The sequence below is a fragment of the Streptomyces sp. NPDC096152 genome, assembly GCF_044763235.1.
In the GTDB taxonomy this organism is placed as follows: domain Bacteria; phylum Actinomycetota; class Actinomycetes; order Streptomycetales; family Streptomycetaceae; genus Streptomyces.
Genome location: NZ_JBIWFW010000006.1, coordinates 37,186 through 60,593, shown reverse-complemented (window position 1 = coordinate 60,593; position 23,408 = coordinate 37,186). Strand labels below are relative to the sequence as shown.

At 74.2% G+C, this 23,408-nt stretch carries 19 protein-coding genes; 5 read left to right on the top strand and 14 right to left on the bottom strand.

The window, feature by feature from the left end; genetic code table 11:
* Positions 1–6: 6 nt before the first annotated feature.
* From ACIQ9G_RS20810 to ACIQ9G_RS20795, 4 genes are all read right to left on the bottom strand, one after another.
* Complete coding sequence (locus ACIQ9G_RS20810; protein WP_403611458.1) at positions 7–1,047, bottom strand: polyprenyl synthetase family protein; 1,041 nt, start codon at positions 1,045–1,047, stop codon at positions 7–9.
* Positions 1,044–2,261 (bottom strand): tetratricopeptide repeat protein, encoded by a 1,218-nt coding sequence (locus tag ACIQ9G_RS20805; protein WP_403611455.1) that lies wholly within the window; start codon positions 2,259–2,261, stop codon positions 1,044–1,046. The genes ACIQ9G_RS20810 and ACIQ9G_RS20805 overlap by 4 nt, the downstream gene beginning before the upstream one ends.
* 169 nt (positions 2,262–2,430) lie before the next feature.
* Complete coding sequence (locus ACIQ9G_RS20800; RefSeq protein WP_403611453.1) at positions 2,431–3,108, bottom strand: AIM24 family protein; 678 nt, start codon at positions 3,106–3,108, stop codon at positions 2,431–2,433.
* Positions 3,109–3,183: 75 nt separating this feature from the next.
* Entirely contained in the window at positions 3,184–4,419 is a 1,236-nt protein-coding gene (locus tag ACIQ9G_RS20795) for a serine hydrolase domain-containing protein (protein WP_403611451.1), read from the bottom strand.
* A 311-nt stretch (positions 4,420–4,730) separates the two neighbouring features.
* On the opposite strand from ACIQ9G_RS20795, the gene ACIQ9G_RS20790 reads away from it, so the two are divergent.
* Positions 4,731–6,524, top strand: a complete 1,794-nt coding sequence (locus ACIQ9G_RS20790; protein ID WP_403611449.1) for a M4 family metallopeptidase — start codon at positions 4,731–4,733, stop codon at positions 6,522–6,524.
* Between the two features lie 120 nt (positions 6,525–6,644).
* Here the strand turns inward: ACIQ9G_RS20790 and ACIQ9G_RS20785 are convergent, their stop codons facing one another.
* The 4 genes from ACIQ9G_RS20785 to ACIQ9G_RS20770 all read right to left on the bottom strand — a co-directional run bounded on the left by ACIQ9G_RS20785 (position 6,645) and on the right by ACIQ9G_RS20770 (position 13,179).
* The gene (locus tag ACIQ9G_RS20785; protein ID WP_403611447.1) at positions 6,645–9,593 is read right to left on the bottom strand and encodes a helix-turn-helix transcriptional regulator; all 2,949 of its coding nucleotides are present in this window, start codon (positions 9,591–9,593) and stop codon (positions 6,645–6,647) included.
* Positions 9,594–9,692: 99 nt separating this feature from the next.
* Positions 9,693–10,043 (bottom strand): UBP-type zinc finger domain-containing protein, encoded by a 351-nt coding sequence (locus tag ACIQ9G_RS20780; RefSeq protein ID WP_403611445.1) that lies wholly within the window; start codon positions 10,041–10,043, stop codon positions 9,693–9,695.
* Positions 10,040–11,506 carry an ATP-binding protein gene (locus ACIQ9G_RS20775; protein WP_403611442.1) on the bottom strand — a complete coding sequence of 489 codons (1,467 nt, stop codon included), beginning with the start codon at positions 11,504–11,506 and terminating at the stop codon, positions 10,040–10,042. Before ACIQ9G_RS20775 ends, ACIQ9G_RS20780 begins: the two co-directional genes overlap by 4 nt.
* A complete protein-coding gene (locus tag ACIQ9G_RS20770; RefSeq protein WP_403611439.1) occupies positions 11,503–13,179 on the bottom strand; it encodes an FAD-dependent oxidoreductase in 1,677 nt (558 codons plus the stop codon). Before ACIQ9G_RS20770 ends, ACIQ9G_RS20775 begins: the two co-directional genes overlap by 4 nt.
* 246 nt (positions 13,180–13,425) lie before the next feature.
* On the opposite strand from ACIQ9G_RS20770, the gene ACIQ9G_RS20765 reads away from it, so the two are divergent.
* Positions 13,426–14,298, top strand: coding sequence for a universal stress protein (locus tag ACIQ9G_RS20765; protein ID WP_403611437.1), 873 nt, complete (start codon positions 13,426–13,428; stop codon positions 14,296–14,298).
* A 1-nt stretch (position 14,299) separates the two neighbouring features.
* Here ACIQ9G_RS20765 and ACIQ9G_RS20760 read toward each other — a convergent pair whose 3' ends face one another.
* The 3 genes from ACIQ9G_RS20760 to ACIQ9G_RS20750 all read right to left on the bottom strand — a co-directional run bounded on the left by ACIQ9G_RS20760 (position 14,300) and on the right by ACIQ9G_RS20750 (position 17,044).
* Positions 14,300–15,535: a DUF4032 domain-containing protein gene (locus ACIQ9G_RS20760; RefSeq protein WP_403611434.1), complete on the bottom strand. Its 1,236-nt coding sequence runs from the start codon at positions 15,533–15,535 to the stop codon at positions 14,300–14,302.
* A 28-nt stretch (positions 15,536–15,563) separates the two neighbouring features.
* Entirely contained in the window at positions 15,564–16,319 is a 756-nt protein-coding gene (locus ACIQ9G_RS20755) for an MBL fold metallo-hydrolase (protein WP_403611431.1), read from the bottom strand.
* A 92-nt stretch (positions 16,320–16,411) separates the two neighbouring features.
* Positions 16,412–17,044 carry an alpha-ketoglutarate-dependent dioxygenase AlkB gene (locus ACIQ9G_RS20750; protein ID WP_403611428.1) on the bottom strand — a complete coding sequence of 211 codons (633 nt, stop codon included), beginning with the start codon at positions 17,042–17,044 and terminating at the stop codon, positions 16,412–16,414.
* Positions 17,045–17,199: 155 nt separating this feature from the next.
* Between ACIQ9G_RS20750 and ACIQ9G_RS20745 the strand changes: the two genes are divergently transcribed.
* Together ACIQ9G_RS20745 and ACIQ9G_RS20740 are read left to right on the top strand one after the other, a co-directional pair.
* The gene (locus tag ACIQ9G_RS20745; protein WP_403611425.1) at positions 17,200–17,823 is read left to right on the top strand and encodes a TetR/AcrR family transcriptional regulator; all 624 of its coding nucleotides are present in this window, start codon (positions 17,200–17,202) and stop codon (positions 17,821–17,823) included.
* Between the two features lie 24 nt (positions 17,824–17,847).
* A complete protein-coding gene (locus ACIQ9G_RS20740; protein WP_403611423.1) occupies positions 17,848–19,521 on the top strand; it encodes an FAD-binding dehydrogenase in 1,674 nt (557 codons plus the stop codon).
* Between the two features lie 81 nt (positions 19,522–19,602).
* Here the strand turns inward: ACIQ9G_RS20740 and ACIQ9G_RS20735 are convergent, their stop codons facing one another.
* Entirely contained in the window at positions 19,603–19,953 is a 351-nt protein-coding gene (locus ACIQ9G_RS20735) for a DUF488 domain-containing protein (protein ID WP_403611420.1), read from the bottom strand.
* Positions 19,954–20,190: 237 nt separating this feature from the next.
* Between ACIQ9G_RS20735 and ACIQ9G_RS20730 the strand changes: the two genes are divergently transcribed.
* Positions 20,191–21,558: a M1 family metallopeptidase gene (locus ACIQ9G_RS20730; protein ID WP_403612614.1), complete on the top strand. Its 1,368-nt coding sequence runs from the start codon at positions 20,191–20,193 to the stop codon at positions 21,556–21,558.
* Positions 21,559–21,723: 165 nt separating this feature from the next.
* Here the strand turns inward: ACIQ9G_RS20730 and ACIQ9G_RS20725 are convergent, their stop codons facing one another.
* Positions 21,724–21,975: a WhiB family transcriptional regulator gene (locus ACIQ9G_RS20725; protein WP_403611419.1), complete on the bottom strand. Its 252-nt coding sequence runs from the start codon at positions 21,973–21,975 to the stop codon at positions 21,724–21,726.
* A gap of 125 nt (positions 21,976–22,100) precedes the next feature.
* Positions 22,101–23,318, bottom strand: a complete 1,218-nt coding sequence (locus tag ACIQ9G_RS20720) for a saccharopine dehydrogenase family protein (RefSeq protein ID WP_403611416.1) — start codon at positions 23,316–23,318, stop codon at positions 22,101–22,103.
* Positions 23,319–23,408: the final 90 nt, after the last annotated feature.

Here is a 23,408-nt window from a genome sequence, read left to right as displayed (position 1 = left end):
ACACGTTCAGAGGGCGCGGCCGAGCAGGAAGGCGGGCAGCGCGTCCAGCTCGGCGGCGGCCGCGGCCCGCAGGGGCACGGCGGCCAGCGCCGTCCGGGCCGCGGCGACCTGCCGCCGGGCCTCCTCCAGCGCCGCGTCCCGGCCGCCGGTCGCCTCGGCCAGCGCGGCCGCTCGGGCGGGATCCCCGTCCGACTCCAGCAGTTCGGCCAGCCGCCGGGCGGCCGGATGAGGGGCGTCGAGCGCGGCCAGCACCGGGTACGTCTTCTTGCGCTCGCGCAGATCGGCGTGGACCGGCTTGCCCGTGACGGCGGGATCGCCCCACAGGCCCAGCATGTCGTCGACCACCTGGAAGGCGGTCCCGAGGTGCCGGCCGGCCCGGTCCAGCGCGTCCACCGTCGCCCGCGGCGCCCCGCCGAGCAGGGCGCCCAGCGCGGCCGCGCAGCCCAGCAGCGCGCCCGTCTTGTGCTCCGCCATCGTCCGGTACGCCTCCGGGAGCACTCGGTCCGGGCCCGTCCAGGGACGGGCGGCGAACTGCAGGTCGTCGGCCTGCCCGCGCAGCAGATCGGCCAGTGCCGCCGACAGCAGGCGCAGGGCCGCCGGACCCTCCGGGGCCGCGGCGAGCGTCTCGACGGCCAGCGCGAACAGGGCGTCGCCCGCGAGGACGGCCGGGCCGGTGCCGTAGGCCTTCCACACGGCCGGTCGGCGGCGCCGTGTGGCGTCGCCGTCCATGATGTCGTCGTGCAGCAGTGAGAAGGTGTGCACCAGTTCGACCGCGACCGCCGCGGGCACCCCGGTGCGGCCCGGAGCCCCGGCCGCCTCGGCCCCCAGCACCGCCAGTGCCTGCCGCACGCCCTTGCCGCCGGGCGCGGCCGCCGCGGGGGCCCCGCCGACCTCGTACCAGCCGAGCGCGTAGCCGGCCATCTCACCCACCCACGGATGCAGCCCGCCGACAGCCGCCTCCATCGCGGGCCGCACCAACGCCCTGCACCGGTCCAGGACTTCGGGCAAGTCCACCTTTACGGGCGCGACGGGGGAGCCGGCGGTCATCGCACGACCTCGGGGGAGACGGAGGAGGCGGGGCCCTCGCTGGAGGGAGGGGATCCGACCGCGGGAGCGGTGCCGGCGGGGGAGGCGGCGCCGGTGGGGGGAGCGGAGCAGGCGGGCGGAGCGGTGTCGGCGGGGGAGGTGGTGGCGGACGGCAAGACGGCTCCGGCAGGCATGGCGGCGGCCGCCGCGTCCGCGTCCACGAACTCCTCCTGGGCCCGGGTCACCATCTCCCGCGCGTGCCGGAGCCCGATGCGGTCCATCGTGCGGGCCAGGTCGGCTAGTTCGGCCGCGGTCTCGGCGCGGTCGCGGCCCAGCCGGGCGAGGGACTTGGCGAGGCCGAGGCGGGACAGCGCCTGGCCGCGCGGCTCGCCGATGGCGCGGAACTCCGCGAGCGCCTGCCGGTAGACGTCCCGCGCCTCGGCGTACCGACCGGCGCGGTAGAGCACGTTGCCCCGCATCTTGTGGTTGTAGGCCAGCGCGCCGGCCAGGTTCATCGCCCGGCACGACTCCTCCGCCTCCGACAGCAGCGCGAGCGCCCCCGTCACGTCCCCGTCGCGCACGGACCGCAGGTCGGCGAGACCGCGCAGCGCCCAGGCGTGCCCCCGGCGGTCCTCGGCGCGCGCGGCTATGCCGGCGGCCTCCTCGAACAGGGCGTACGCGGTGTCGTACGAGCCGGTGTTGCGGTGCATCTGCGCGATGCCCTCCAGCGCCCACACCGTGTGCCGGGCCTCGCCGCGCCTGCGGGCCTCGGCGAGCAACCGCTCGTGCAGCCGGCCCACGGCCTCGTAGTCGCCCTGGATGCGGCCGGTCTCGGCGAGGCCGGCCAGCGAGTAGCCGCGGACCACCACGTCCCCGCCGCGTTCGCCGAGTTCGGCCGCGTGCCCGAGCAGCCGCCACGCCAGCGCGAACGCGCCGCGCTGCCGGGCCAGGGTGCCGCCGCTCCACAGTGCCCAGGCCATCGCGCCCGTGTCACCGGCCTCCCGGGCGGCCCGGTAACTCGCCTTCCAGGCGCGGTCCGCCTCGCCCACCTGGCCGAGCCGGCGGTGCGCCTCGGCGACCGCGAGGCCGGAACGGGCCGCCTCGATCCGCTGCCCGGCCCGTTCGGCGGCCGCCAACCGCTCTCTCCCGGCGGCCAGGACGTCGGTGAGCGAGGAGTTCACGGACAGGGAGGTGAGGGCGCCCTGGTACTCCGGGGCGAATGCCTTGCCGTACATGCGTACCTTTCTATACACGGTGTGTATACATGTTGTGTATAGTGCGTCGGAAACCAGCCCCGGTCGCGACCGAGCGCGGGGCCGGGGCTGGTCTGTCGCAGGTCAAGACGCCGGTGCGCGCGACGGGGTTGCCTGTGGGGCGCAGATCACCTCACGGGGCCCGGCTCGCTCAGTGCTGCTGCGCCTTCTGCGGCGTCACCTCACTGGGCCGTACGACGACATGGCCCTCGCCGTGCAGCATCAGCTGCACGGCCTCGCCGGACCCCCCGCGCAGCATCGAGCCGAGGGACTGCGACCGGTGCAGTGACGTACGGAGGTGGGCGGTCCAGCCCACCACCGCGTCCGTGTCCACGTACACCGGCTGCTCCGGCGTCACCGGTATGACCAGCGGATTGCCCTCGCACACCAGCCCCAGCGCGCCCTGCCCGGTGAAGACGCTGTTGAACAGCCCGCCGCCGGCGATGCCCGAGCCCTTCACCGTCCTGATCTGGTACGACAACGAGGCGTCGAAGCACAGGACGTTGCGCCCGTTGACGGTGAACTCGTCGCCCCCGCCCAGCTCGACGACGAAGCAGTTCTGCGCCTCGTGCGCGAACCAGGCCTCGCCCCGCCCGCGCACGGCCATCAACGGCAGCCCCTCTCCGGTGACGGCCCGCTTGATCATGCCGCCCACACCCTGGCCCTTGCGCTCGAACCGCAGGTCGCCGCGGTGGGCCACCATCGAGCCCTGCCGGGCCAGCATCTCGCCGTCCACCGTGTACTTGACGCACTTGGCGTTCTCGACGGTCATCCCGGGCGCGGACGCGGGCCGCACCATGTGCTCACTGGAAAAGAGGTCACCCTTCATCCGGGCATCGTGGCCCGGAGCGATGCGTTCCGACCAGGGCCTGTCCCCGGCAAGATCCGAAAGAGGGGCCCTGGATCACCGGGCGAGGTCGTTCGTCACGGCGGGGTCGGGCGGGGTGGCCGTCCGGCGCGACGTGGCCGGCTTGCCGCAGAACGCCGACTCCAGGGTGCGCAGCATGGTCTGGTGCACCGTGCCGTTGTTGGAGGTGTTGGTGAGGGCGGTCAGGCTGCGGCGGCCGTCCTTGGTGGTGAACGCGTAGGTGTAGAAGCCCTGGACGGCGCCGGTGTGCCCGTAGACGGACACCCCGCAGGACAGGTCGCGCCGGCGCAGCCCGAGCCCGTACGCCTGACCGGTGCCGGCGGGCAGCCACTTCTCCATCTGGGCGAGTTGCGCGGCGGGCAGCAGCCGGCCGCCGAGCAGCGCCGACAGGAAGGTGTTCAGGTCGCGGGCGCTGGAGATGACCGCGCCCGCGCTCTGCGCCCAGGACATCGTCTGCTCGGTGGCGTCCACCAGCGGGGCGCCGGAGGCGTCCGGGGTGAGGTAGCCGTGGGTGTGCCGGCCGGGGATCTTCATGTCGGGGTGCACGTAGAAGGTGTCGGCGAGCTTCAGCGGCTTGACGACGCGGTTGGCGTACTCGGTGCCCACCGCGTGCCCCGTCAGCTTCTCGATGAGCAGCCCGGCGACCACGAAGTTGGTGTTGGAGTAGGCGTAGGCGGAGCCCGGCGCATGGGTGAGCGGGTGCTGGAGGGAGCGGGCCACCAGCTGACGGTAGGTGAAGACCTTGGTGCGGACCGCCTCGAAGCCGGAGACCGACTCGGCGAACATGTCGTACGTGTAGTCGTACAGGCCGCTGCGGTGGCTCAGCACCTGCCGGACCGTGATCCGGTCGTCGGGGAGCAGGCCCGGCAGGTAGCGGTTGACGGAGGTGTCGAGCTTCACCTTGCCCTCGGCGGCCAGTTGCAGCAGGACGACGGCGGAGAAGGTCTTGGTCACGCTGCCGATGCGGAAGCGGTCGGCCGTGCCGATGGGTGCCCGGGTCGTGCGGTCGGAGACCCCTTCCGTGGCCTGGTACACCGTGGCGTGGTCGTCCCACGCCGTGCGGTGGTCGTCGATCCGCGCCATCGCGCCGGGCGCGCCCTGCGTGAGGGCCGTCCGCAGCACGGCGGTCAGGCCCGCCGTGTCCGGGGCCGGCAACGCGGCGGCGGACGGCGCTCCCCCCGGGCGGCCGTCCACCGCGTGGGCCGGACCCGCCAGCAGGGTCAGCACCAGCGGCCCGAGCACCGCACTCCTGCGCACCGTTCGTGAGGCCATGCGTTCCCTCTCCCGTCGCCGTCCGCGCGTCGCCCGTGCGAGATCGATCACATTCGGGCGAGGCAACCCTCTCGCACCCCGTCACATCTCCCCAGACGACACACAGTTGGTCGCTCGCTGATCACTGAGTGGGACGGATTGGCAAAGGATTGCCATGAAGCGCACGGAATACTTCATTCGCGCTTTACATGGACATGACTGATCCATCAGGGTTTCGCCCCGGGGCCCGACCAGCCCCCGTGGCGCCGATGCGCCATGTCCCAGGGCGCCCGGTGATCCCGGCCGCTCTCCCGAACGAAGGACCCTCAAGAGTGCGCAGACCCCACATACGCAGCGTGGCGGTCGCCGTCGCGGTGACGACGGCCGTCACGGGCCTGGCAGGCACGGCGCTCGCCACTCCCGCCACGGGGACGGACCACGCCGTGTCGTCCGCCGGCACCTCGGCCGCATCCGTGGTGGAGGCCGCCCGCGCCGCCGCCTTCGCCCACGCCTCGGCGACCGGCGTCACCCGGGGGGACGGGCTGCGGGCCCAGGACGTGATGCTCGACCCCGAAGGGGCGCGCCACGTCCGGTTCGTCCGGACCCACCAGGACATGCCCGTGCTCGGCGGCGACCTCGTCGTCCACCTCGACGCGAAGCTGGCGTACACCGGAGTCACCCGGGCGGCCGGCCACACCGTCGAACCCGCCACCACCGAGGCCCGGCTGACGCCGCGGCAGGCGGCGGCCAAGGCCGCCTCCGTCGCCCGGGGTGACGCGGGCGACGCCGAACTCGTGGTGGACGCCCGCGACGGCGCGTCCGCCCTGGCCTACCAGGTGCGGGTGACCGGCAGCGCCACCACCGGGGGCAACGGCTCCCGGACGGTCGTCGTCGACGCCGTCACCGGCTCGGTGCGCAGCAACACCCCCGACAGCGACGAGTTCCTGTCGCCGAAGCTGCTCGACACCCTGCGCGAGCGGGGCGAGACGCTGAACCCGGCCACCGGCGACGCCCCGCTGTCCGCCTTCGGCGCCGTCCCCGCCACCGCGGCCTCCCGCTACCCGGCGCCCGCCACGGGCACCGGCTCCTCCCTCTTCGTGGGCAAGGTCTCGCTGACCACCACCCGGACCGCCCGCACCAGCTTCCTGCTGCGGGACCCGAGCCGCTACGGCACGGAGACGCGGGACGCCAAGAACCGGCAGCTGGAGAACTTCTCGCGGGGCACCAAGTTCACCAGCACCACCAACAAGTGGGGCAACGGCTCCACCTCCAGCCGCACCAGCGCGGCCGTCGACGCGCAGTACGGCGTCACCAAGACGCTGGACTTCTACAAGAAGACCTTCGGCCGCAAGGGCATCGAGAACAACGGCAAGGGCGCCAAGGCCATGGTCCACTTCGGCAACCGGATCGCGAACGCGTTCTGGGACCCGACCTGCGACTGCATGCTGTACGGCGACGGCGACGGCCGGATGTTCAAGAAGCCGCTCGTCGTCCTCGACGTCACCGGCCACGAGCTCACCCACGGCGTGGTGGACGCCACCGCCCGGCTGGAGCCCACCCGCGTCGACGCCGACGGCAACCAGTACGGCGAGCCCGGTTCGCTGAACGAGTCCCTGGCCGACATCTTCGGCTCCGACGTCGAGTTCTTCACCAACAACCCGAAGAACCCGCCGAACTACCTCCTCGGCGAGAAGCTCGGCCTGGCCCAGAAGTTCCTGCGCCGCCTGGACCACCCCTCCCTCGACAAGCTCGAGGGCACGATCGACTACTGGTCGCCCGCGGTGTACGACACCGAGGTGCACGCCGGATCCGGCGTCTCCTCGCACGCGTTCTACCTGCTCGCCGAGGGCAGCGGCCGCAGGACGATCGGCGGCTTCACCTACGACTCGCCCACCTACCACGGGCTGACGGTGAAGGGCATCGGCCGGACCAAGTCCACGGCGATCTTCTACCGTGCGCTGACCCGCTACATGGTCTCGACGACCGACTTCCACGACGCGCGCGTCGCGACGCTGAAGGCGGCCAAGGACCTCTACGGCGCGAGCAGCACGGAGTACAAGACGGTGGACCGGGCCTGGGCCGCGGTCAACGTCACCGCTGCCAACACCCCGGCGGACCGTCACTGACGGCTCCCCGCGGACGGTGACCCGGATGCCCCGCCCCGAGCGGGGCATCCGCGCTTCCGCCTCCCGCACGGCCGGACGGACGGCGCGGCGCCGCCGGGCCCGGACCGCCGGGCCCCGCCGTCACCCGGAGACCGTCGGCTCCGGTGCGATCAGCCCGTCCCGCCAGGCGATGGCGACCGCCTCGGTACGGCTCGCCGCGCCCAGCTTGGCGAGGATGTTGGAGACATGGACGCTCGCCGTCTTGCCGGTGATGAACAGCTCCTCGCCTATCTGCCGGTTGCTGCGGCCGCGCGCCAGCAGCCCCAGCACGTCCCGCTCCCGGGCGGTGAGGACGCCCGCGCGGTCCCCGGCCGGCGCCGCGCCGGTGAGCCGGGCGCGGCGGAGCAGCGCGTCCACCCGCGTCAGCAGCGGCCGCGCGCCGAGCCGCTCGGCGGTCTCACGCGCGGCCCGCGCCCACACCGCGGCCTCCTCGCGCCGCTCGGCCGCCACCAGGGCCTCGGCGTACCGCAGTTCGCAGCGCGCCCGTTCGTGGACGTCACCGTCACGGAAGGCGGTGACCGCCTTCTCCCAGGCCGCCGCGTCCGGCCCCCGGACGGCGCGCAGCCACTCCGCCTCGGCACGGGCGAGCCAGGCCTCGCCCTCCGGGCCCTGCGGAGCGCCGTCCTTGCCCCGGGCCACCTCCCGAGCCAGCTCGACGAGTTCGGTCGCCGTGTCCCGCCACGGCCCGGTGCCGCCGACGGGCCGCGGTTCCCCTGCCCTGTCGGCGACCGCGGACAGCGCGAGCGCGGCGAGCCGGACCGTGACGTCCGGGCGCCTGCCCGACTCGTCCGCCAGGGCCGCCACCGTGCGCCGCAGCCGTGCCACCGCCCCCTCCGCGTCGCCCCGCAGGGCGGCGGCGTCGGTGAGCACGATGCCCGCGACCAGCGTCGCCATCCAGTCGAACGGCCCCCGGAGCAGGGCTTCGGCCCGCTCCTCCACCCCCTGCTCGCCGCGTGCGAGGCCGACGTACAGGGCCGGCCCGGCGGCGTACCCGCCCGCCGTGTCCGGCACCTCGGAGTCGGCCGCCACCGCGGCGAGGCACTCGTCCCAGCGGCCCAGCGTGTACAGCACCAGCAGACGCAGGTAACGCATCTCCAGCGGGTACGGCGAGGACAGCAGCCCGGCACGGCGGGCCCGGTCCAGTCCCTCCGTGGCCCACGGCAGGCTCTCCTGGAGGTCACCGGACTCGAAGCAGCCGACGGCGAGGTTGAACAGCGCCCGCATCTCCACCGGCGCGTTCCCGGCGCGCCGGGCCAGGTCCCGGGCCTCGGCCAGCCGGGCGCGCCCCTCGGCGGTGCGGCGCCCGCCCCCCTCCAGAACGGCGAGGGAGACCAGGAGGTCGGCGCGGGCGTCGTGCATCCCGAGCTCCTCGGCGACGGCGAGGGCCCGGCGGGCGACCCGTAGCGCGGTGTCCGTCTCCCCGACGTGACGGGCCGCCACCACATGCGTGGCCGCCGCCCACACCCAGGTCCGGGACGGAGGCTCGGCCGGGATCAGCGCGAGCGCCTCGCTGCTGTGGGCGAACGCCGCCGACAGGCTGTCCACGCCCAGGAGGTTGCCGGCCAGGGTGTAGCGGACGCGGGCGGCGAGTTCGGAGTCCGCCTCCTGGTCGAGGCCCGCGAGCGCGGCCCGGGTGAGGGAGACCGCGCGGTGGCCCCGGCCGGCGCGCGCGGCCGCCGCCGAGGCCCGCAGGGTCAGCGTCACGCGGTCGAGCCCCTCGCCGGCCGGCCGCGCGGACGGTTCCACCGACGACCACAGGTCCAGAGCCGTCTCCAGGTGCCGCAGCTCCTCGGCGGGCGCACCCACCCGCTGGGCGTGGCCGGCCGCCTCCAGGGACGCGGCGAGCGCCTCGGCCAGGTCGTGGCTCTCGCGGGAGTGGTGGGCGCGCTCGGCCGCGGTCTCGGCCGGCCGGCCGGAGGCCGCGAGCAGCCGGGCGAACGCGCCGTGCAGCCGGGCCCGTTCGCCCGGCAGCAGATCGGCGTACACCGCCTCCCTGGCCAGCGCGTGCCGGAACGCGTAGGTGCCGCCCTCGCCGGGCACCAGCAACTGCCGCCCCACCGCCTCGCGCAGCGCCGGCTCCAGTTCCTCCTCGGGCAGCCCGACCGCGTCGCGCAGCAGCTCGTGCTCGACACGGCGTCCGGCCACGGCGGCCGTGCGCAGCACCTGCTGCGCGGTGTCGGTGAGCTGCTCGAAGCGGATGAGGAGCACGTCGGCGAGGCCGGCGGGCACGCCGTGCGCGTCCGCGTCCGTGGCCGCGACCAGTTCCTCGGCGTAGAAGGCGTTGCCCTCGGCGCGCTCCACGATGCGGTGGACGGTGGCCTCCGGAAGCGGCCGGTCCTGCAGCGCCCGGACCAGCCGGGTGACCTCGGCGTCGGCCAGCGGCCGCAGCTCCAGGCGCTCCACGGCGGGCAGCCGCACCAGTTCGGCGAGCAGCGGGCGCAGCGGATGGCGGCGGTGCAGGTCGTCCGCGCGGTACGACGCGAGCACCGCGAGGCGGTGGGCGGGCGCGCCGCCCGCGGGCCGCTGCAGGATGCCGCGGCTGAGCAGGAACCGCAGCAGGTCGCGGGAGGACTGGTCGGCCCAGTGCAGGTCCTCCAGGACGAGGAGCAGCGGGGCGGTCCGCGCCAGATCGGCGAGCAGCCCGGCCATGTCCTCGAACAGCCGCAGCCGCCCGCCGGGGTCCCGCTCGGTCTCCGTGCCGCCCCCCAGCAGCCGGTCCACCACGGGGTGTGCGGCCAGCACGGAGGCGAACCGGCCGTCGGCGGCGAGCGCGCCCAGGACCTCGGTGAACGGCAGGTACGGCAGGCCCACGTCACCCAGGTCCACGCAGTGGCCCGTGACCACGGTCGTCCCGGTGCGCGCGGCCCGCCCGGCGGCCTCGTCCAGCACCCGCGTCTTGCCCACCCCGGCGTCCCCGGCGACGAGCACGGCCCGCGCCTCGCCGGCGCGGGCACGCTCCAGCACCTCGGCGAGGCGGGTCAGTTCGGCGTCCCGGCCGATGAGCGGCGCGGTGAGGGGGCGGTGCGGCACGCCCCCATCCTGACACGCGGCTCCGGCCTCCCGCCTCCGCCGTCGCGCGGGCCCGGGCCCGGCGGTGGGTCCGGCTCGGGCCGTGCCGTCGGCGGTGGTTCAGCGCAGGGTGTCCGCCCAGTTCGCCGGGACCCGTCCGGCCGGGCCGGGGGCGGGCTGGTCCGCCGGGTGGCCGGACGGCGGGGCGAGGTCGGGGCCGGACTCGTACAGCTCGTTCGTGTCGTAGTTCCAGAACCAGCTCTCGCCCGGCTCGAAGCTGCGGATCACCGGGTGCCCGGTGGCCCGGTAGTGGGCGGTGGCGTGCCGGGACGGCGAGTCGTCGCAGCAGCCGATGTGGCCGCACACGGCGCAGCGCCGCAGATGGAACCACCAGCCGCCGGCCGCGTCGCACTCGACGCAGCCGGTGCCGCTCGGCGGGACGTCGGGGTCGATCGCGAAGTCGCCGGTCATGCGGCCTCCTCGGGGGTGGGCGGGGTGTCATCGGGGGCGGCGGTGAGCGGCAGCAGGACCTGGAAGCGGGTGTCGCCCGGCACCGACTCCACACGGAGGCTGCCGTGGTGCTTGGTGACGACGATCCGCCAGGAGATGTCCAGGCCGAGGCCGGTGCCCTGACCCACCGGTTTGGTGGTGAAGAAGGGGTCGAAGATGCGGTCGCGGATCTCCGGCGGCACCCCGGGCCCGCTGTCCTCGAACTCGACCAGCAGCCGGTCGTCGTGCCGCGCCGTCCGCACGGTCAGCGTGCCCTCCCCGCCCACGCCGGCGACCGCCGAGACCGCGTTGTCGATCAGGTTCGTCCACACCTGGTTGAGCTCGGCCGGGTAGCAGGGGATCTTCGGCAGCGTACGGTCGTACTCCCTGACCACCTCGATGCGCGGACCGATCTTGCCCGACAGCATCAGCAGCGTGGAGTCGAGGAGTTCGTGCACGTCGGCGACCTGGTAGGGGGCGCGGTCCAGCTGGGAGTACTGCCTGGCGGCGTCGACGAGCCGGGAGACGCGGGTGGTGGAGTCCTGGATCTCGTCCATCAGGAGTTCGGTCTCCACGGTGTAGTTGAGCCAGCCCACCGCGCCCGGCAGGATCTCCTCGCCCACGGCCGCCGCGACCTGCTCCAGCCAGTCGACGTCCAGTCCGGCCTGCACGAACGTGGGCGCCAGCTGCCAGCCGTTGTCCATGCCGTGGTCCTCGAGCCACTCGGTGAGGGCGTCCTCCCGGTCGGCGGCCTCCAGCGGACTGAGCGCCGGGGCCTTGGCGACCCGCTCGGCCGTGCGCTCCTGGATGTCGATGAGGCGCGCCAACGCGTCGCGGGAGAAGGGGCCTTCGGCGATCACGGCGAGCTTGTGCCGCATCTTCGCCACGCGCTCCCGCAGCGTCGCGGTGGCCCGGACGGCCGCCGCCGCGGGATTGTTGAGCTCATGGGTGAGCCCGGCGGACAGCGAGCCGAGGGCCAGCAGCCGCTCCCGCTGCCCGATCGCCGCCTGGGTGCTCTTGGCGCCGAAGAACAGCCCCTCCAGCAGGTGCACCGCCATGGGGAACCACTCCCGCACGACGCTCGCGAAGGTGTCCGCGGGCAGCACGAAGAACCGGGTGGGCTCGGTGACCCGCAGCGAGTTGTTGTACACCTGCCGGACCCGGTCGCCGAGGTACGCCTGCATGGCGCCCGCGTACACACCCCGCTGCGAGGTGCGGCCGACCTCCACGTCGTCGCCGCCGACCCGGCGGGAGAGCACCACCGTGCCCTCGAGCATCACGTAGAAGCAGGTCGCCGGGTCCCCCTCGGCGTACACCCGGCCGGGTTCGAAGCTCTCCACCCGCCCCTCGCCGCACAGCCGGCCCAACTGCTCGGCGGACAGCTTCTCGAACAGGAACAGCGAGCCGATCTCCCGTGGGCTGCACGGCATCGGCCGCCCGCTCACGACTGCTCCAGATAGCGGTGGACGAGCATCACGGCCATGGCTCCCTCTCCGACGGCGGACGCGACGCGCTTGGCGGACTCGGCGCGCGCGTCGCCCGCCACGAACACGCCGGGGACGCTCGTCTCCAGGTGGTACGGCGGCCGGTCCAGCTCCCACCCGGCGGGCGGGCGGCCGTCCGCCGTGAGGTCGGGCCCGGCCAGGATGAACCCGCGCTCGTCGCGCAGCACCGTGCCGTCCAGCCAGTCGGTCAGCGGGGCGGCGCCGATGAACACGAACATCCACTGCGCGTCGACCCGTTCGCGCTCACCGCTCGCCACGTCGCGCAGCGTGAGCTGCTCCAGCCGGTTCGTGCCGTGCGCGGCCTCGACGACGGTGCCGCAGCGCACCGCGATGTTGGGCGCCTCCTCGATCTGCTGGATCAGGTAGTACGACATCGACGCCGACAGGGAGGCGCCGCGCACCAGCAGCGTGACCGACTTGGCCCCCCGGGACAGGTACATCGCGGCCTGCCCGGCGGAGTTGGCGCCGCCGACGACGTAGACGTCGTGGCCCTGGCAGGAGGGCGCCTCCGTGAGTGCCGAGCCGTAGAACACGCCGCAGCCGGTGAGTTCGTCAGCGCCGGGCGCCGGGAGCTGCCGGTAGGAGACGCCGGTCGCCAGGATGACGCTGTGCGCGGCGACCGCCGAGCCGTCGGAGAACCGCACGGTGCGTGCGGAGCCGTTGATCTCCAGGCCCGTCACCTCGCGCGCGGTGAGGATCTCGGCGCCGAACTTCGCCGCCTGCCGCCGGGCCCGGTCGGTCAGTTGCGCGCCGGAGACGCCGTCCGGGAAGCCGAGGTAGTTCTCGATCCGGGAGCTCTGGCCGGCCTGGCCGCCGGTCGCCGACCGTTCCACCAGGACCGTCCGCAGTCCCTCGGAGGCGCCGTACACCGCCGCGCCCAGGCCGGCCGGGCCGCCGCCGATCACGACGAGGTCGTAGAAGTCGGCCGCGGGAGTGGTCGCCAGTCCCACGTGGGCCGCGAGTTCGGGTGCCTCGGGCTCGACCAGCGGCGTGCCGTCCGGTGTGATCACCAGCGGCAGCCGCTGTCCGTCCTGCCGTGCCGCGGCGAGCAGTCGCCTGCCCTCGGGCTCGTCGGAGGAGTACCAGCGGTAGGGCACCTGGTTGCGCGCGAGGAACTCCCGGGTCTCCGAGGACCGCGCCGACCAGCGGTGTCCGACCACCTTGGTGCGGGGCACCGGGCGGTGGTCGCTGGCGCGCCAGGCGTCCAGCAGGTCGTCCAGGACCGGGTAGAGCTTCTCCTCGGGCGGGTCCCAGGGCTTGAGGAGGTAGTGGTCGAGGTCCACGACGTTGATCGCGTCGATGGCCGCGTCGGTGTCGGCGTAGGCGGTCAGCAGCACCCGCCGGGCGCCCGGGTACACGTCCAGCGCCTGTTCGAGGAACTCGATGCCGTTCATCTGCGGCATCCGGTAGTCGGCGAGGATCACGGCGACCAGGTCGCCGCGCAGCTTCAGCTCGCGCAGCGCGTCCAGCGCGGACGCGCCGGACTCCGCGCGCACGATCCGGTACGACTCGCCGTAGCGTCGCCGGAGGTCACGGGCGACGGCGCGGGAGACTCCCGGATCGTCGTCCACGGTCATGATGACGGTCCGCGCTGCCTCCGCGGCCTGGGCCATGCGTCTCCCACCCCGAGCGGTCGGTCGGGGGCCCGGCGCACCCCGTCGCGGACGGGGCCACCGCGCCGACTTCCGCCCATCGTATGTTCGATCGCCCCGGCGAGCGGCACATCGGGAGTGGGAAGGAGCGGGGGGCGGCCGGGTCCGGGAAAGTCCGGTCGGGCGGAGTGGGGCAAGATCGTGGCGGGCGGAGTGGGGAAGACTGGACCCCGCAGGACTCGACCGCGACTCAGGGAGGCACACCGGATGACGCGTCCGATCACGGCAGGGGTGGACGGATCGGAGGAGAGCCTCGCCGCGCTGGCGTGGGCCGGCCGGGAGGCCGAGCGCCGCGGGCTGCCGCTGCGGGTGGTGGGCGCCTGGCGGTTCGAGCCGCACGAGGCGTTCGAGGCGGGCGACCGGGACACGCAGCTGGCGCGGGTGCGGGAGGCGGTCGACGAGGCCGCCCGGACCGTCACCGACCGCCGGCCGGGACTGTCCGTGACCACCGCCGTCCTCCAGGACGGAGCCGTGGACGCGCTGGTCGGCGCCGCCGCCGAGGCCGAGATGCTGGTGCTCGGCTCCCGCGGGCACGGCGCCTTCGTCGGCTTCCTGGTCGGCTCCGTGGGACAGCGGGTGATCGCCGCGGCGGAGCGGCCCGTGGTCCTGGTGCGCGCAGGCGACGCCCCCTCCGCGGAGGCCGCCGGCCGGGAGATCGTGGTGGGCCAGCACGGCGAGCCGGAGGACAGCGCCCCCGCGCTGCGGTTCGCCTTCGAGACGGCGGCCGCCCGGGGCGCGACCGTCCGCGTCGTCCGGGCCTGGACCCTGCCGCCGGTGTTCGCCTACAGCCCCGGCTCCCTCGAGCTCCTCGACGAGGCCGGGGGACTGGAGCCGTACGAGAAGAAGGGGCTGGCCGCGGCGGTGCGGCCGTGGCGGGAGCGCTTCCCCGACGTCCCCGTGGTCGAGTACGTCGAGATGGGCAGCGCGGGGCAGGTGCTGCTGTCGGCGGCGGAGCGGGCGCAACTGATGGTCGTGGGCCGGCGTTCCCACCGCACCGCGATGGGCGCGCCGATCGGCTCGGTGGCGCACGCGATGCTGCACCACGCCGCGTGCCCGGTGGCGGTCGTCCCGCACCCGTGACTCAGCGCGGTGTCGTCGGCTCCAGCGTCGCGCGCGCCTTCGGCAGGACGGTGGTGACGTAGTCCTCGACCGCGGTGTCGAGGCCTATGTCGTGCTGCGCCCGCTCGGACAGGTACCAGCGGTGCTCCAGCAGCTGGTGGTACAGCTCGGCCGGGTCCACGCCGCCGCGCAGCTCCGGCGGCACGGCCCGCACGGTGGGACGGAACACCTCGCGCACCCAGCGGTGCGCGAGGACCTCCGGGCGCGCGGCCGTCCCGTCGCCCGGCGCGTGGTCGTCCTGGGTGGCCATCCAGCTCTCCAGGTCGCTCAGCAGCCGCCGGGCCTGGTTCTCCTCGGTGTCCAGGCCGGTCAGCCGCAGCAGTTGCCGCTGGTGGTGACCGGCGTCGACGACCTTGGGCACGAAGGTGACCGTGTCGCCGTTGGAGGACGACTGGATCTGCATCTCGGCGACGTCGAAGCCGAGGTCGTTGAGCCGCCGTATCCGGCGCTCGATGTAGTGGTACTTGCCCGCCGGGTAGACGGAGGTGCGGGTGAGCTCCTCCCACAGGCGCCCGTAGCGGGCGCAGATCTCGGTGCCGAACTCCACCGGGTCCACGGAGGGGTGCAGCGCCCCGGACGCCTCCAGGTCGAGCAGCTCGCCGCTGATGTTCACGCGGGCCAGGTCGAGGTCGTACCCGCGCTGCCCGTCGCTGAGCCGGGGGTGGAGCTCACCGGTCTCCGCGTCCACCAGATAGGCGGCGTACGCGCCGGCGTCGCGGCGGAAGAGGGTGTTGGAGAGCGAGCAGTCGCCCCAGGCGAACCCGACCAGGTGCAGCCGCACCAGCAGCACCGCCAGCGCGTCCATCAGGCGGTGCATGGTCGCCGGGCGCAGCGTGGTCTCGAACATCGAGCGGTACGGCATCGAGCCGCCCAGGTGCCGGGTGATCAGCACCGGCTCCAGCGGGCCGCCCGCGCCGTCGGCGCGGCCGGTGACCACGGCCAGCGCGTCCACGGCGGGGATGCCGAGCCGGTCCAGGTCGCGCAGCAGCCCGTACTCGCGCAGCGCGGGACGTTCGGCGAGCTCCTTGACGGCGATCACCTCGTCGCCGGCGCGGGCATAGCGCACCACGTGCCGGGAGATGCCGCGGGGGAGCGGTACGAGGTACTCCTGCGGCCACTCCTCCAGCGGCACGTCCCACGGCAGTTCGAGCAGGAGGGCCGGATGCTCCGGGTTGGTGGCGTTGATCTGCAGGGCCATGGCACGACCCTAACCGCCCGGCGCGACCCTAACCGCCCGGCAGGGCCCGCTCCCGGGTCCGCAGGACGGCCTGCCGGACCGGGCCGCGGTGCACGGGCCCGTGGCCGGGCAGCAGCACGTCGCCGTCGAGGCCTTCGAGTATGTCCAGCGAGGACAGCGCGCGGGCGCGTTCGTGGTGGAACATGTCGGGCAGCAGCTGCGGTCCGGCGATCCGCGAGGTGGGATGGCCGCTCACCAGGGCGTCGCCGGAGACCACCACCCCGGCGTCCGGCAGGTGGAAGGCCACGTGGCCGCGTGTGTGGCCGGGCGTGTGCACGGGGACGGGCCGCCCCGGCAGGTCGAGCGGGCCCACCGCCGGGAACGCCTGGGGTGCGGCCACCGGGATGTGGGCCGTGCCGCCGACGCGCAGGGAGTGCACCGCCCACGGCAGCACCCCGGGGCGCCAGCCGTTGCGCAGCACCCGGCCGACGGAGACCTGGTGCAGGAACTCCCGCCGCGCGTGCGGCACTTCGGCCTCGTGCAGGTGCACCGGCGTGCCGTGGGTGTCCCGCAGGTACTCGGCCGAGCCCAGATGGTCGTTGTGGGCGTGGGTGATCAGCACGGCCTGTACCGCGTCGGGTGAACTGCCCACCGCCGTCAGCGAGTCGAGCAGCTGCCGCCGGTCCCCGGGATACCCGGTGTCGATCAGTGTGGCCGCGTCCCCGTCGGTGAGGATCACCCAGTTGGTGTTGCTGCCGTGCACCAAGTAGGTGCCGTCCGCGACATGCCGCACATCCGCCCGCATCGATCTCCCCGCATCCCGTGGTGGCCGCCCGACGGGGACATCCCACCAGATCGTGCCGGCGCCGGGGAGACGGGGGAGGCGGAACTGCGTCCTCAGCGCACGCCCGCCGGACGGAACTGGACACTGATCCGTCCTCCCGCGGCCCGGGTGGTCTTGGGCACGCAGTGCTCCCAGGTGCGCTGGCAGGAGCCGCCCATCACGATCAGGTCGCCGTGCCCCAGCGGGCGCCGGACGGTCCCGCCGCCGCCTTCCGCCGGGCGCAGCAGCAGGTCCCGGGGGGCGCCCACCGAGAGGATCGCCACCATCGTGTCCTCCCGCGCGCCCCGCCCGATCCGGTCGCCGTGCCAGGCGACGCTGTCCCGGCCGTCGCGGTAGTAGCACAGCCCGGCCGTGGTGAAGGGCTCGCCCAGCTCGTCGGCGTAGTGCGCGGACAGTGCCGCGCGGGCCTCGGCGAGCACCGGGTGCGGCAGCGGGTCGCCGGCGCCGTGGAAGGCGAGCAGCCGCGGTACGTCGACGACCTGGTCGTACATGGTCCGGCGCTCCGCGCGCCACGGCACCTCGGCGGCGAGCTGCTCGAAGAGGTCGTCGGCCCCGGCGAGCCATCCGGGCAGCACGTCGATCCAGGCGCCCGTGCCGAGCGGGGTGCGGCGCAGCCCGGTCAGCGGGCCGAGGCGGAGCTCGTCGGCCTGGGCGAAGAGGGAGGCCTGGAGGTGGTGCGCGGTCATGGCTCCAGCATACTCCTTAATCGAAAATTTGTTCCCTTCGCATGGTCGGCACTGCCGGGCAGTGTCGGCCCCTTTCGATACACAGATGTATCGGATACATTCCCGTATCGAACACGGACGGGACACGGAAGCGGTGCGGAAGGGGGGCGGGAGACGTGCTGGAAGGAACGGCCGGGCGCGTCACCAGGCGCCGCGTGCGCACGCGGGCCAAGCTGCTCGACGCCGCCTTCGCGGTCTTCGCCGCCAAGGGCTTCGGCCGGGTGTCGATCGAGGAGGTCTGCGAGGCTGCCGGCTACAGCAGGGGCGCCTTCTACTCCAATTTCGCCACCCTGGACGAGCTGTTCTTCGCCCTGTACCGGGAGCGCGCCGACCTGATCGCCGACCAGGTGGCCGGGGCGCTCGCGCTCGACGGTCCGGACCTCGACGTGCCCGCCGCCGTCGACCGGGTCACCGAGGTGCTGCTGCTCGATCTCGACTGGCTCCTGGTCAAGACCGACTTCCTGGTGCACGCGGCCCGCCACCCGGCCGTGGCCCAGACCCTGCTGGAGCACCGGGCGCGGCTGCGCCGGGCCGTCGCGGAGCGCCTGACCCGGGCCCGGGGCCACACCGCACTGCCCGCCGTGCTCGGCGACGCCGACGGCGCCGCCCACGCGGTCGTCGCCGCGTACGACGGAGTCACCACCCAGCTGCTGCTGGACAAGGACGTCGAGCGCGCCCGCGTCTGGCTGGGGCAGCTGCTCACCGCCCTGCTCACCGACGGCAGCGGCACCCCCGGATGAGGAACTGAGGAAGGAACGGTCGCCATGGACGCGGACGTCATCGTCGTCGGAGCAGGCCTCGCGGGCCTGGTCGCGGCGCACGAGCTGACCAGCCGGGGCCGCAGGGTCGCCCTCGTCGACCAGGAGAACGCCGCCAACCTCGGCGGTCAGGCGTACTGGTCCCTCGGCGGGCTGTTCCTCGTCGACTCCCCGGAACAGCGCCGCCTCGGTGTCAAGGACTCCTTCGACCTGGCCTGGAACGACTGGCGGGGCAGCGCGCGGTTCGACCGGCTGGAGGACGAGGACTCCTGGGCGGTGCGCTGGGCCCGCGCCTACGTCGAGTTCGCGGCGGGGGAGAAGCGGTCCTGGCTGGAAGGGCACGGCATCACGCTGCTGCCCACCGTCGGCTGGGCCGAGCGCGGCGATCTGCGGGCCGACGGGCACGGCAATTCCGTACCGCGCTTCCACATCGCCTGGGGGACCGGCACCGGCGTCGTGGAGCCGTTCGCCGACCACGCCCGGCAGGCCGCCCGGGACGGGCTGCTGACCTTCCACCACCGGCACCGGGTCGACGAGCTGGTCGTCGAGGAGGGCGCCGCGCGCGGCGTGCGCGGAACCGTCCTCGCCGCGGACGACTCGCCCCGCGGGGTGGCCTCCAACCGGGACGCCGCGGGCGAGTTCGAGCTCACCGCCCAGGCCGTCATCGTCACCACCGGGGGCATAGGCGCCAACCACGACATCGTCCGCCGCCACTGGCCCGAGCGGCTCGGCACCCCGCCCTCGGAGATGGTCACCGGCGTCCCCGCCTACGTCGACGGCCGGATGCTCGACATCAGCGCCGCCGCCGGGGTCCGCCTGGTCAACCGCGACCGCATGTGGCACTACACCGAGGGCCTGCAGAACTGGAACCCGATCTGGCCCGGCCACGGCATCCGCATCCTGCCCGGCCCCTCCTCGGTCTGGCTCGACGCCCTCGGCCGCCGGCTGCCCGACCCGTGCCTGCCCGGATACGACACGCTGAGCACCCTGCGGCATCTGCGCACCACCGAGGACATCGCGGCCCACGACCACTCCTGGTTCGTCCTCACCCGGAAGATCGTCGAGAAGGAGTTCGCGCTCTCCGGCTCCGAGCAGAACCCCGACATCACCGCCAAGGACCGCCGGGCGGTGCTGCGCGACCGGCTGCTCGGCAAGGGCGCGCCCGGACCCGTGCGGGACTTCCTGCGGCACGGCGCGGACTTCGTGGTCGCCGACACCCTGGAGCGGCTCGTCGAGAAGATGAACGGCCTCACCGGCAAGCCGCTGCTCGACGCGGCCGAGGTGCGGCGCCAGGTGGAGGCCCGCGACCTGCAGTTGGCGAACCCCTACAGCAAGGACGCCCAGATCCAGGGCATCCGCAACGCCCGCCGCTACATCGGCGACCGGCTCGGCAGGGTGGCCGCCCCGCACCGCGTCCTCGACCCGGCGGCCGGGCCGCTGATCGCCGTCCGGCTGCACGTCCTGACCCGCAAGACCCTCGGCGGCATCCAGACCGACCTCGACTCCCGCGCCCTGGGCACCGACGGCCACCCGGTCGACGGCCTGTACGCGGCCGGTGAGGTGGCCGGCTTCGGCGGCGGCGGCGTCCACGGCTACAACGCCCTGGAGGGTACCTTCCTCGGCGGCTGCCTCTTCTCGGGCCGCGCGGCGGGGCGGGCCGCGGCACGGCAGACCGCCTGAGCGCACGGGACGGCTCCGCCCGGGGCGGGCCCGCACAGGTGGAGCTCCGGGGCGGCGTCCCGCACGCGCTCCCGGGCGGGTTCAGCCGCCGAGCAGCGCGGCCAGGACCGACGCGTGGCTCTCCTCGGGTGTCTTCGACGCGGTCAGCAGCGTCACCGTCCCCTTACGCGTCAACGCCCGTACATGGTCGAGGAGTTCGGCGGCCTCGGGCCGGTCGAGCTCGGCCTCGTACCGGCGCCGGAACTCCTCGTGCGAGGCGTCGCCCTCGTGGTACCAGCGGCGCAGCTCGGTGGACGGCGTCAGGCCCTTGGGCCACTCGTCGACGTGCGCGTCCGCCTTGGAGACGCCGCGCGGCCAGAGCCGGTCGACCAGGACGCGCACGCCGTCGTCGGGCTCGGGCGGTTCGTAGATGCGGCGCACACGGACGCTCACGGTCGGGTCCTCCTCGTCACGCTGACGGATCGTGGGGCGGAGCATACGTCGGCGGCCCCGGCAAGAGGCTCCATCCGGCGGACCACGCTTGTGACTTGACCTGAACGAGGGCGCGGCCGCGGCGGACGGCCCCTACGCTGAGGGCGTTTGATCACCGGCCACCCCCCCCAAGGAGACCCTGTGACGCCACCCCGGAAGCGGACCGCCGGACGGATCGCCGTCCTCCGGCGCGAAGCCGTGGTCACGACCGTTCCCGTCGCCGTCGCGGCGCTGCTGGCCGCCGCCGGCCCCGCCGCGGCCGGCACCGCCGGCTCCGCGGGCGCCGGCGACCCCTACTTCCCGCTCGAGGGCAACGGCGGCTACCACGTCGCCCATTACGACCTGGCCCTGCGGTACGACCCGCACGCCCGGCACCTCGACGGCCGGGCCGAGCTCACCGCCCGCGCCACCCAGCGGCTGACCCGGTTCGACCTCGACCTCAAGGGCCTGAAGGTCACCGGCGTCACCGTCGACCACGTCAAGGCGGCCTACCGCCGCGACGGCCAGGAACTCGTCATCACCCCGCGCACCGCCCTGCGCAAGGGCCGCACCTTCCGCGTCACCGTCGACTACGGCGGCACGCCCGAGCCGGTGACCGACCCCGACGGCTCCCGGGACGGCTGGATCCCCACCGACGACGGGGCCTTCGTCGCCGGTGAGCCGCAGGGCGCCATGACCTGGTTCCCGGCCAACGGCCACCCCAAGGACAAGTCGTCGTACGACTTCTCCCTCACCGTGCCCGAAGGACACACCGCGGTCGCCAACGGCGTCTACCGCGGCCGGCACACCGCCCACGGCCGCACCACCTTCCGCTGGCGGCAGAGCGAGCCGATGGCCGCGTACCTGGCCACCGCCACCGTCGGCACGTTCGACGTCGAGCGGTACACCACCCGCGACGGCATCGAGGTCTACAACGCCGTCGACCCGCGCGAGGCGGCCGCCGCCGCGCCCGTCCTGAAGAAGCTGCCGTCCGTCCTCGCCTGGGAGAGCCGGCTGTTCGGGCCGTACCCCTTCCGCGCGGCCGGCTCCATCGTGGACCACGCGCCGGGTGTCGGATACGCCCTGGAGACGCAGAGCCGGCCGGTCTACGACCGCGCGCCCGCCCTGAGCACCCTGGTCCACGAGAACGCCCACCAGTGGTTCGGCGACTCCGTCTCCCTCACCCGCTGGAAGGACATCTGGCTCAACGAGGGCTTCGCGACCTACGCCGAGTGGCTCTACAGCGAGCAGCACGGCGGTGCCGACGCGCAGAAGACCTTCGACGAGCTGTACGCCCGCCCGGCGAGCGACGGGCTGTGGGCCTACCCGCCCGGCGACCCGGGCGGCCCCGCGCACCTCTTCGGCACCCCCGTCTACGCCCGCGGCGCCATGGCCCTGCACGAACTGCGCCGGGCAGTCGGCGACCCCGCGTTCTTCCGCATCCTGCGCGCCTGGGCCGCCGGGCATCGTCACGGGCACGGCACCACCGCCCAGTTCACCGCGCTGGCCGAGCGGGTGTCCGGCAAGAACGTGGCCGGACTGCTCCACACCTGGCTGTACGAGCCGGGCAAGCCCCGCAGCGCCTGAGCGCCTGAGCGCCCGAGCCGCCGGCCCAACGGCGCCCTAGCCGCCGGTCGCCGGCCCCGCGCATCCGCCGCACGTGCGGCGGCCCGTCTCCCGCCCCCGGTGTCGCCGGGGCGGGAGACGGGCCGAAGGGCCGAAGGGCCGAAGGGCCGGAGGGCCGGAGGGCCGCTACGCGGTACGGCGCCGGGCGGCGGTGCGCCGCTTGAGGGCGCGGCGCTCGTTCTCGGTCGTGCCGCCCCACACGCCCATGGTCTGCCCGGTGTCCATCGCCCACTGCAGACACTGCTCCTGCACGGGGCAGCGCCGGCAGACCGACTTGGCCTGCTCCGCCTGCATCAGCGCCGGTCCGGTGGTGCCGATCGGGAAGAAGAGGTCGGGGTCCTCCTGGCGGCACGCGGCGTGGTCTCGCCAGTTGTCCATAGAAACGTCACCTGCGATCGAAAGTCGTCCGTGCCAAGGGTGTACTCGTCCTCGGGTGTCCGGACGACGCGTGGTGAAACAGCGCAGGTCCGTGACGACGAGACCTTCGCACAATCCCCACACGCTCACTGCTCGCGCAGACCCCACGGAGAGCCGTACTCCGTCAGCAGGTTGAGGAAGGGGAGCGCGGGGAACGCCTCGGGACCCAGCACGCCGGTCCCCGACCAGGCGCCGCCCGCCAGGAGTTCGAGGGCCACGACGGGGTTCACCGCCGTCTGCCACACCACCGCCTGGCAGCCGTACTCCGTCATCGACCACTGGTTGTCGACCACGTGGTACAGGTACACCTCGCGCGGCGCGCCGTCCCGGGTGCCGCGCACCCAGGTGCCCGCGCAGGTCTTGCCGTGCATCCGGTCGCCCAGCGTGGCCGGGTCGGGCAGGCAGGCGGCGACCACGTCCCGGGGCGACACGGCGACGGGCCCGCCGGGGCCCGGCACGGTGACCGGCTCGGTGCGGTCCAGGCCCAGCCGGTGCAGGGTCTTCAGGGTGTCCACGAAGTCCCGGCCGAGGCCGTACTTGAAGGTGACCCGTCGCGCGTCGACCCAGCGCGGCACGAGCAGCACCTCCTCGTGCTCCACGTTCACGCACTCCACCTCCCCGATGCCCTCGGGGAAGTCGAACACCTCCGGCTCGCTGAACGGCTCCGTGGTGAACCAGCCGCGCCCGGCCTCGTAGACCACCGGCGGGTTCAGGCACTCCTCGATGGTGGTCCAGATGCTGAAGGACGGGGCGAAGTCGTATCCGTCGACGGTGAGGTTCGCGCCGTCCCGGACACCGATCTCCTCGATCTCGTCGAAGAGCTCGTCGGCCGCGTACCGCGCGAACACGTCCGACAGGCCCGGTTCCACCCCCATGCCCACCAGCGCCAGCGCGCCCGCCTTCTCCCAGTCGGCCGCCGCGGCGAACTGCTCGTCGCCGAGTCTGACCCCGCACTCCTCGTACGGCCGCTCCGGGTGCGGCCGGGACAGGGACATCGCCATGTCGAGATAGCCGGCGCCGGCCGCGCGGGCGGCCCGGAACAGCGGCATGACGAAACGCGGGTCGGTCGCGTTCAGCAGCACGTCGCACCGGTGCCGGGCCAGCAGGCCGGCCACCGCCGCCTCGTCGCCCGCGTCGACGCGCTCCGCGGCGAACCGGCCGTCGTCCCCGAGGGCCGCCACGGCTGCCTCGGCCCGCGCCGGGTCGTAGTCGGCGACGACCATCGTCTCGAAGAAGGCACGCCGGGCCGCGATCCGGGTGATCGCGGTGCCCACGCCACCGGCTCCGACGAGCAGTACACGCATGACGGGAACTTCCTTTCGGTCTCGGGCCGGGGACCACCGTTCGGTCCCCGGCCGGGAAGGTCGAGGCGCGCCCTCGGCGGCCGATACAAC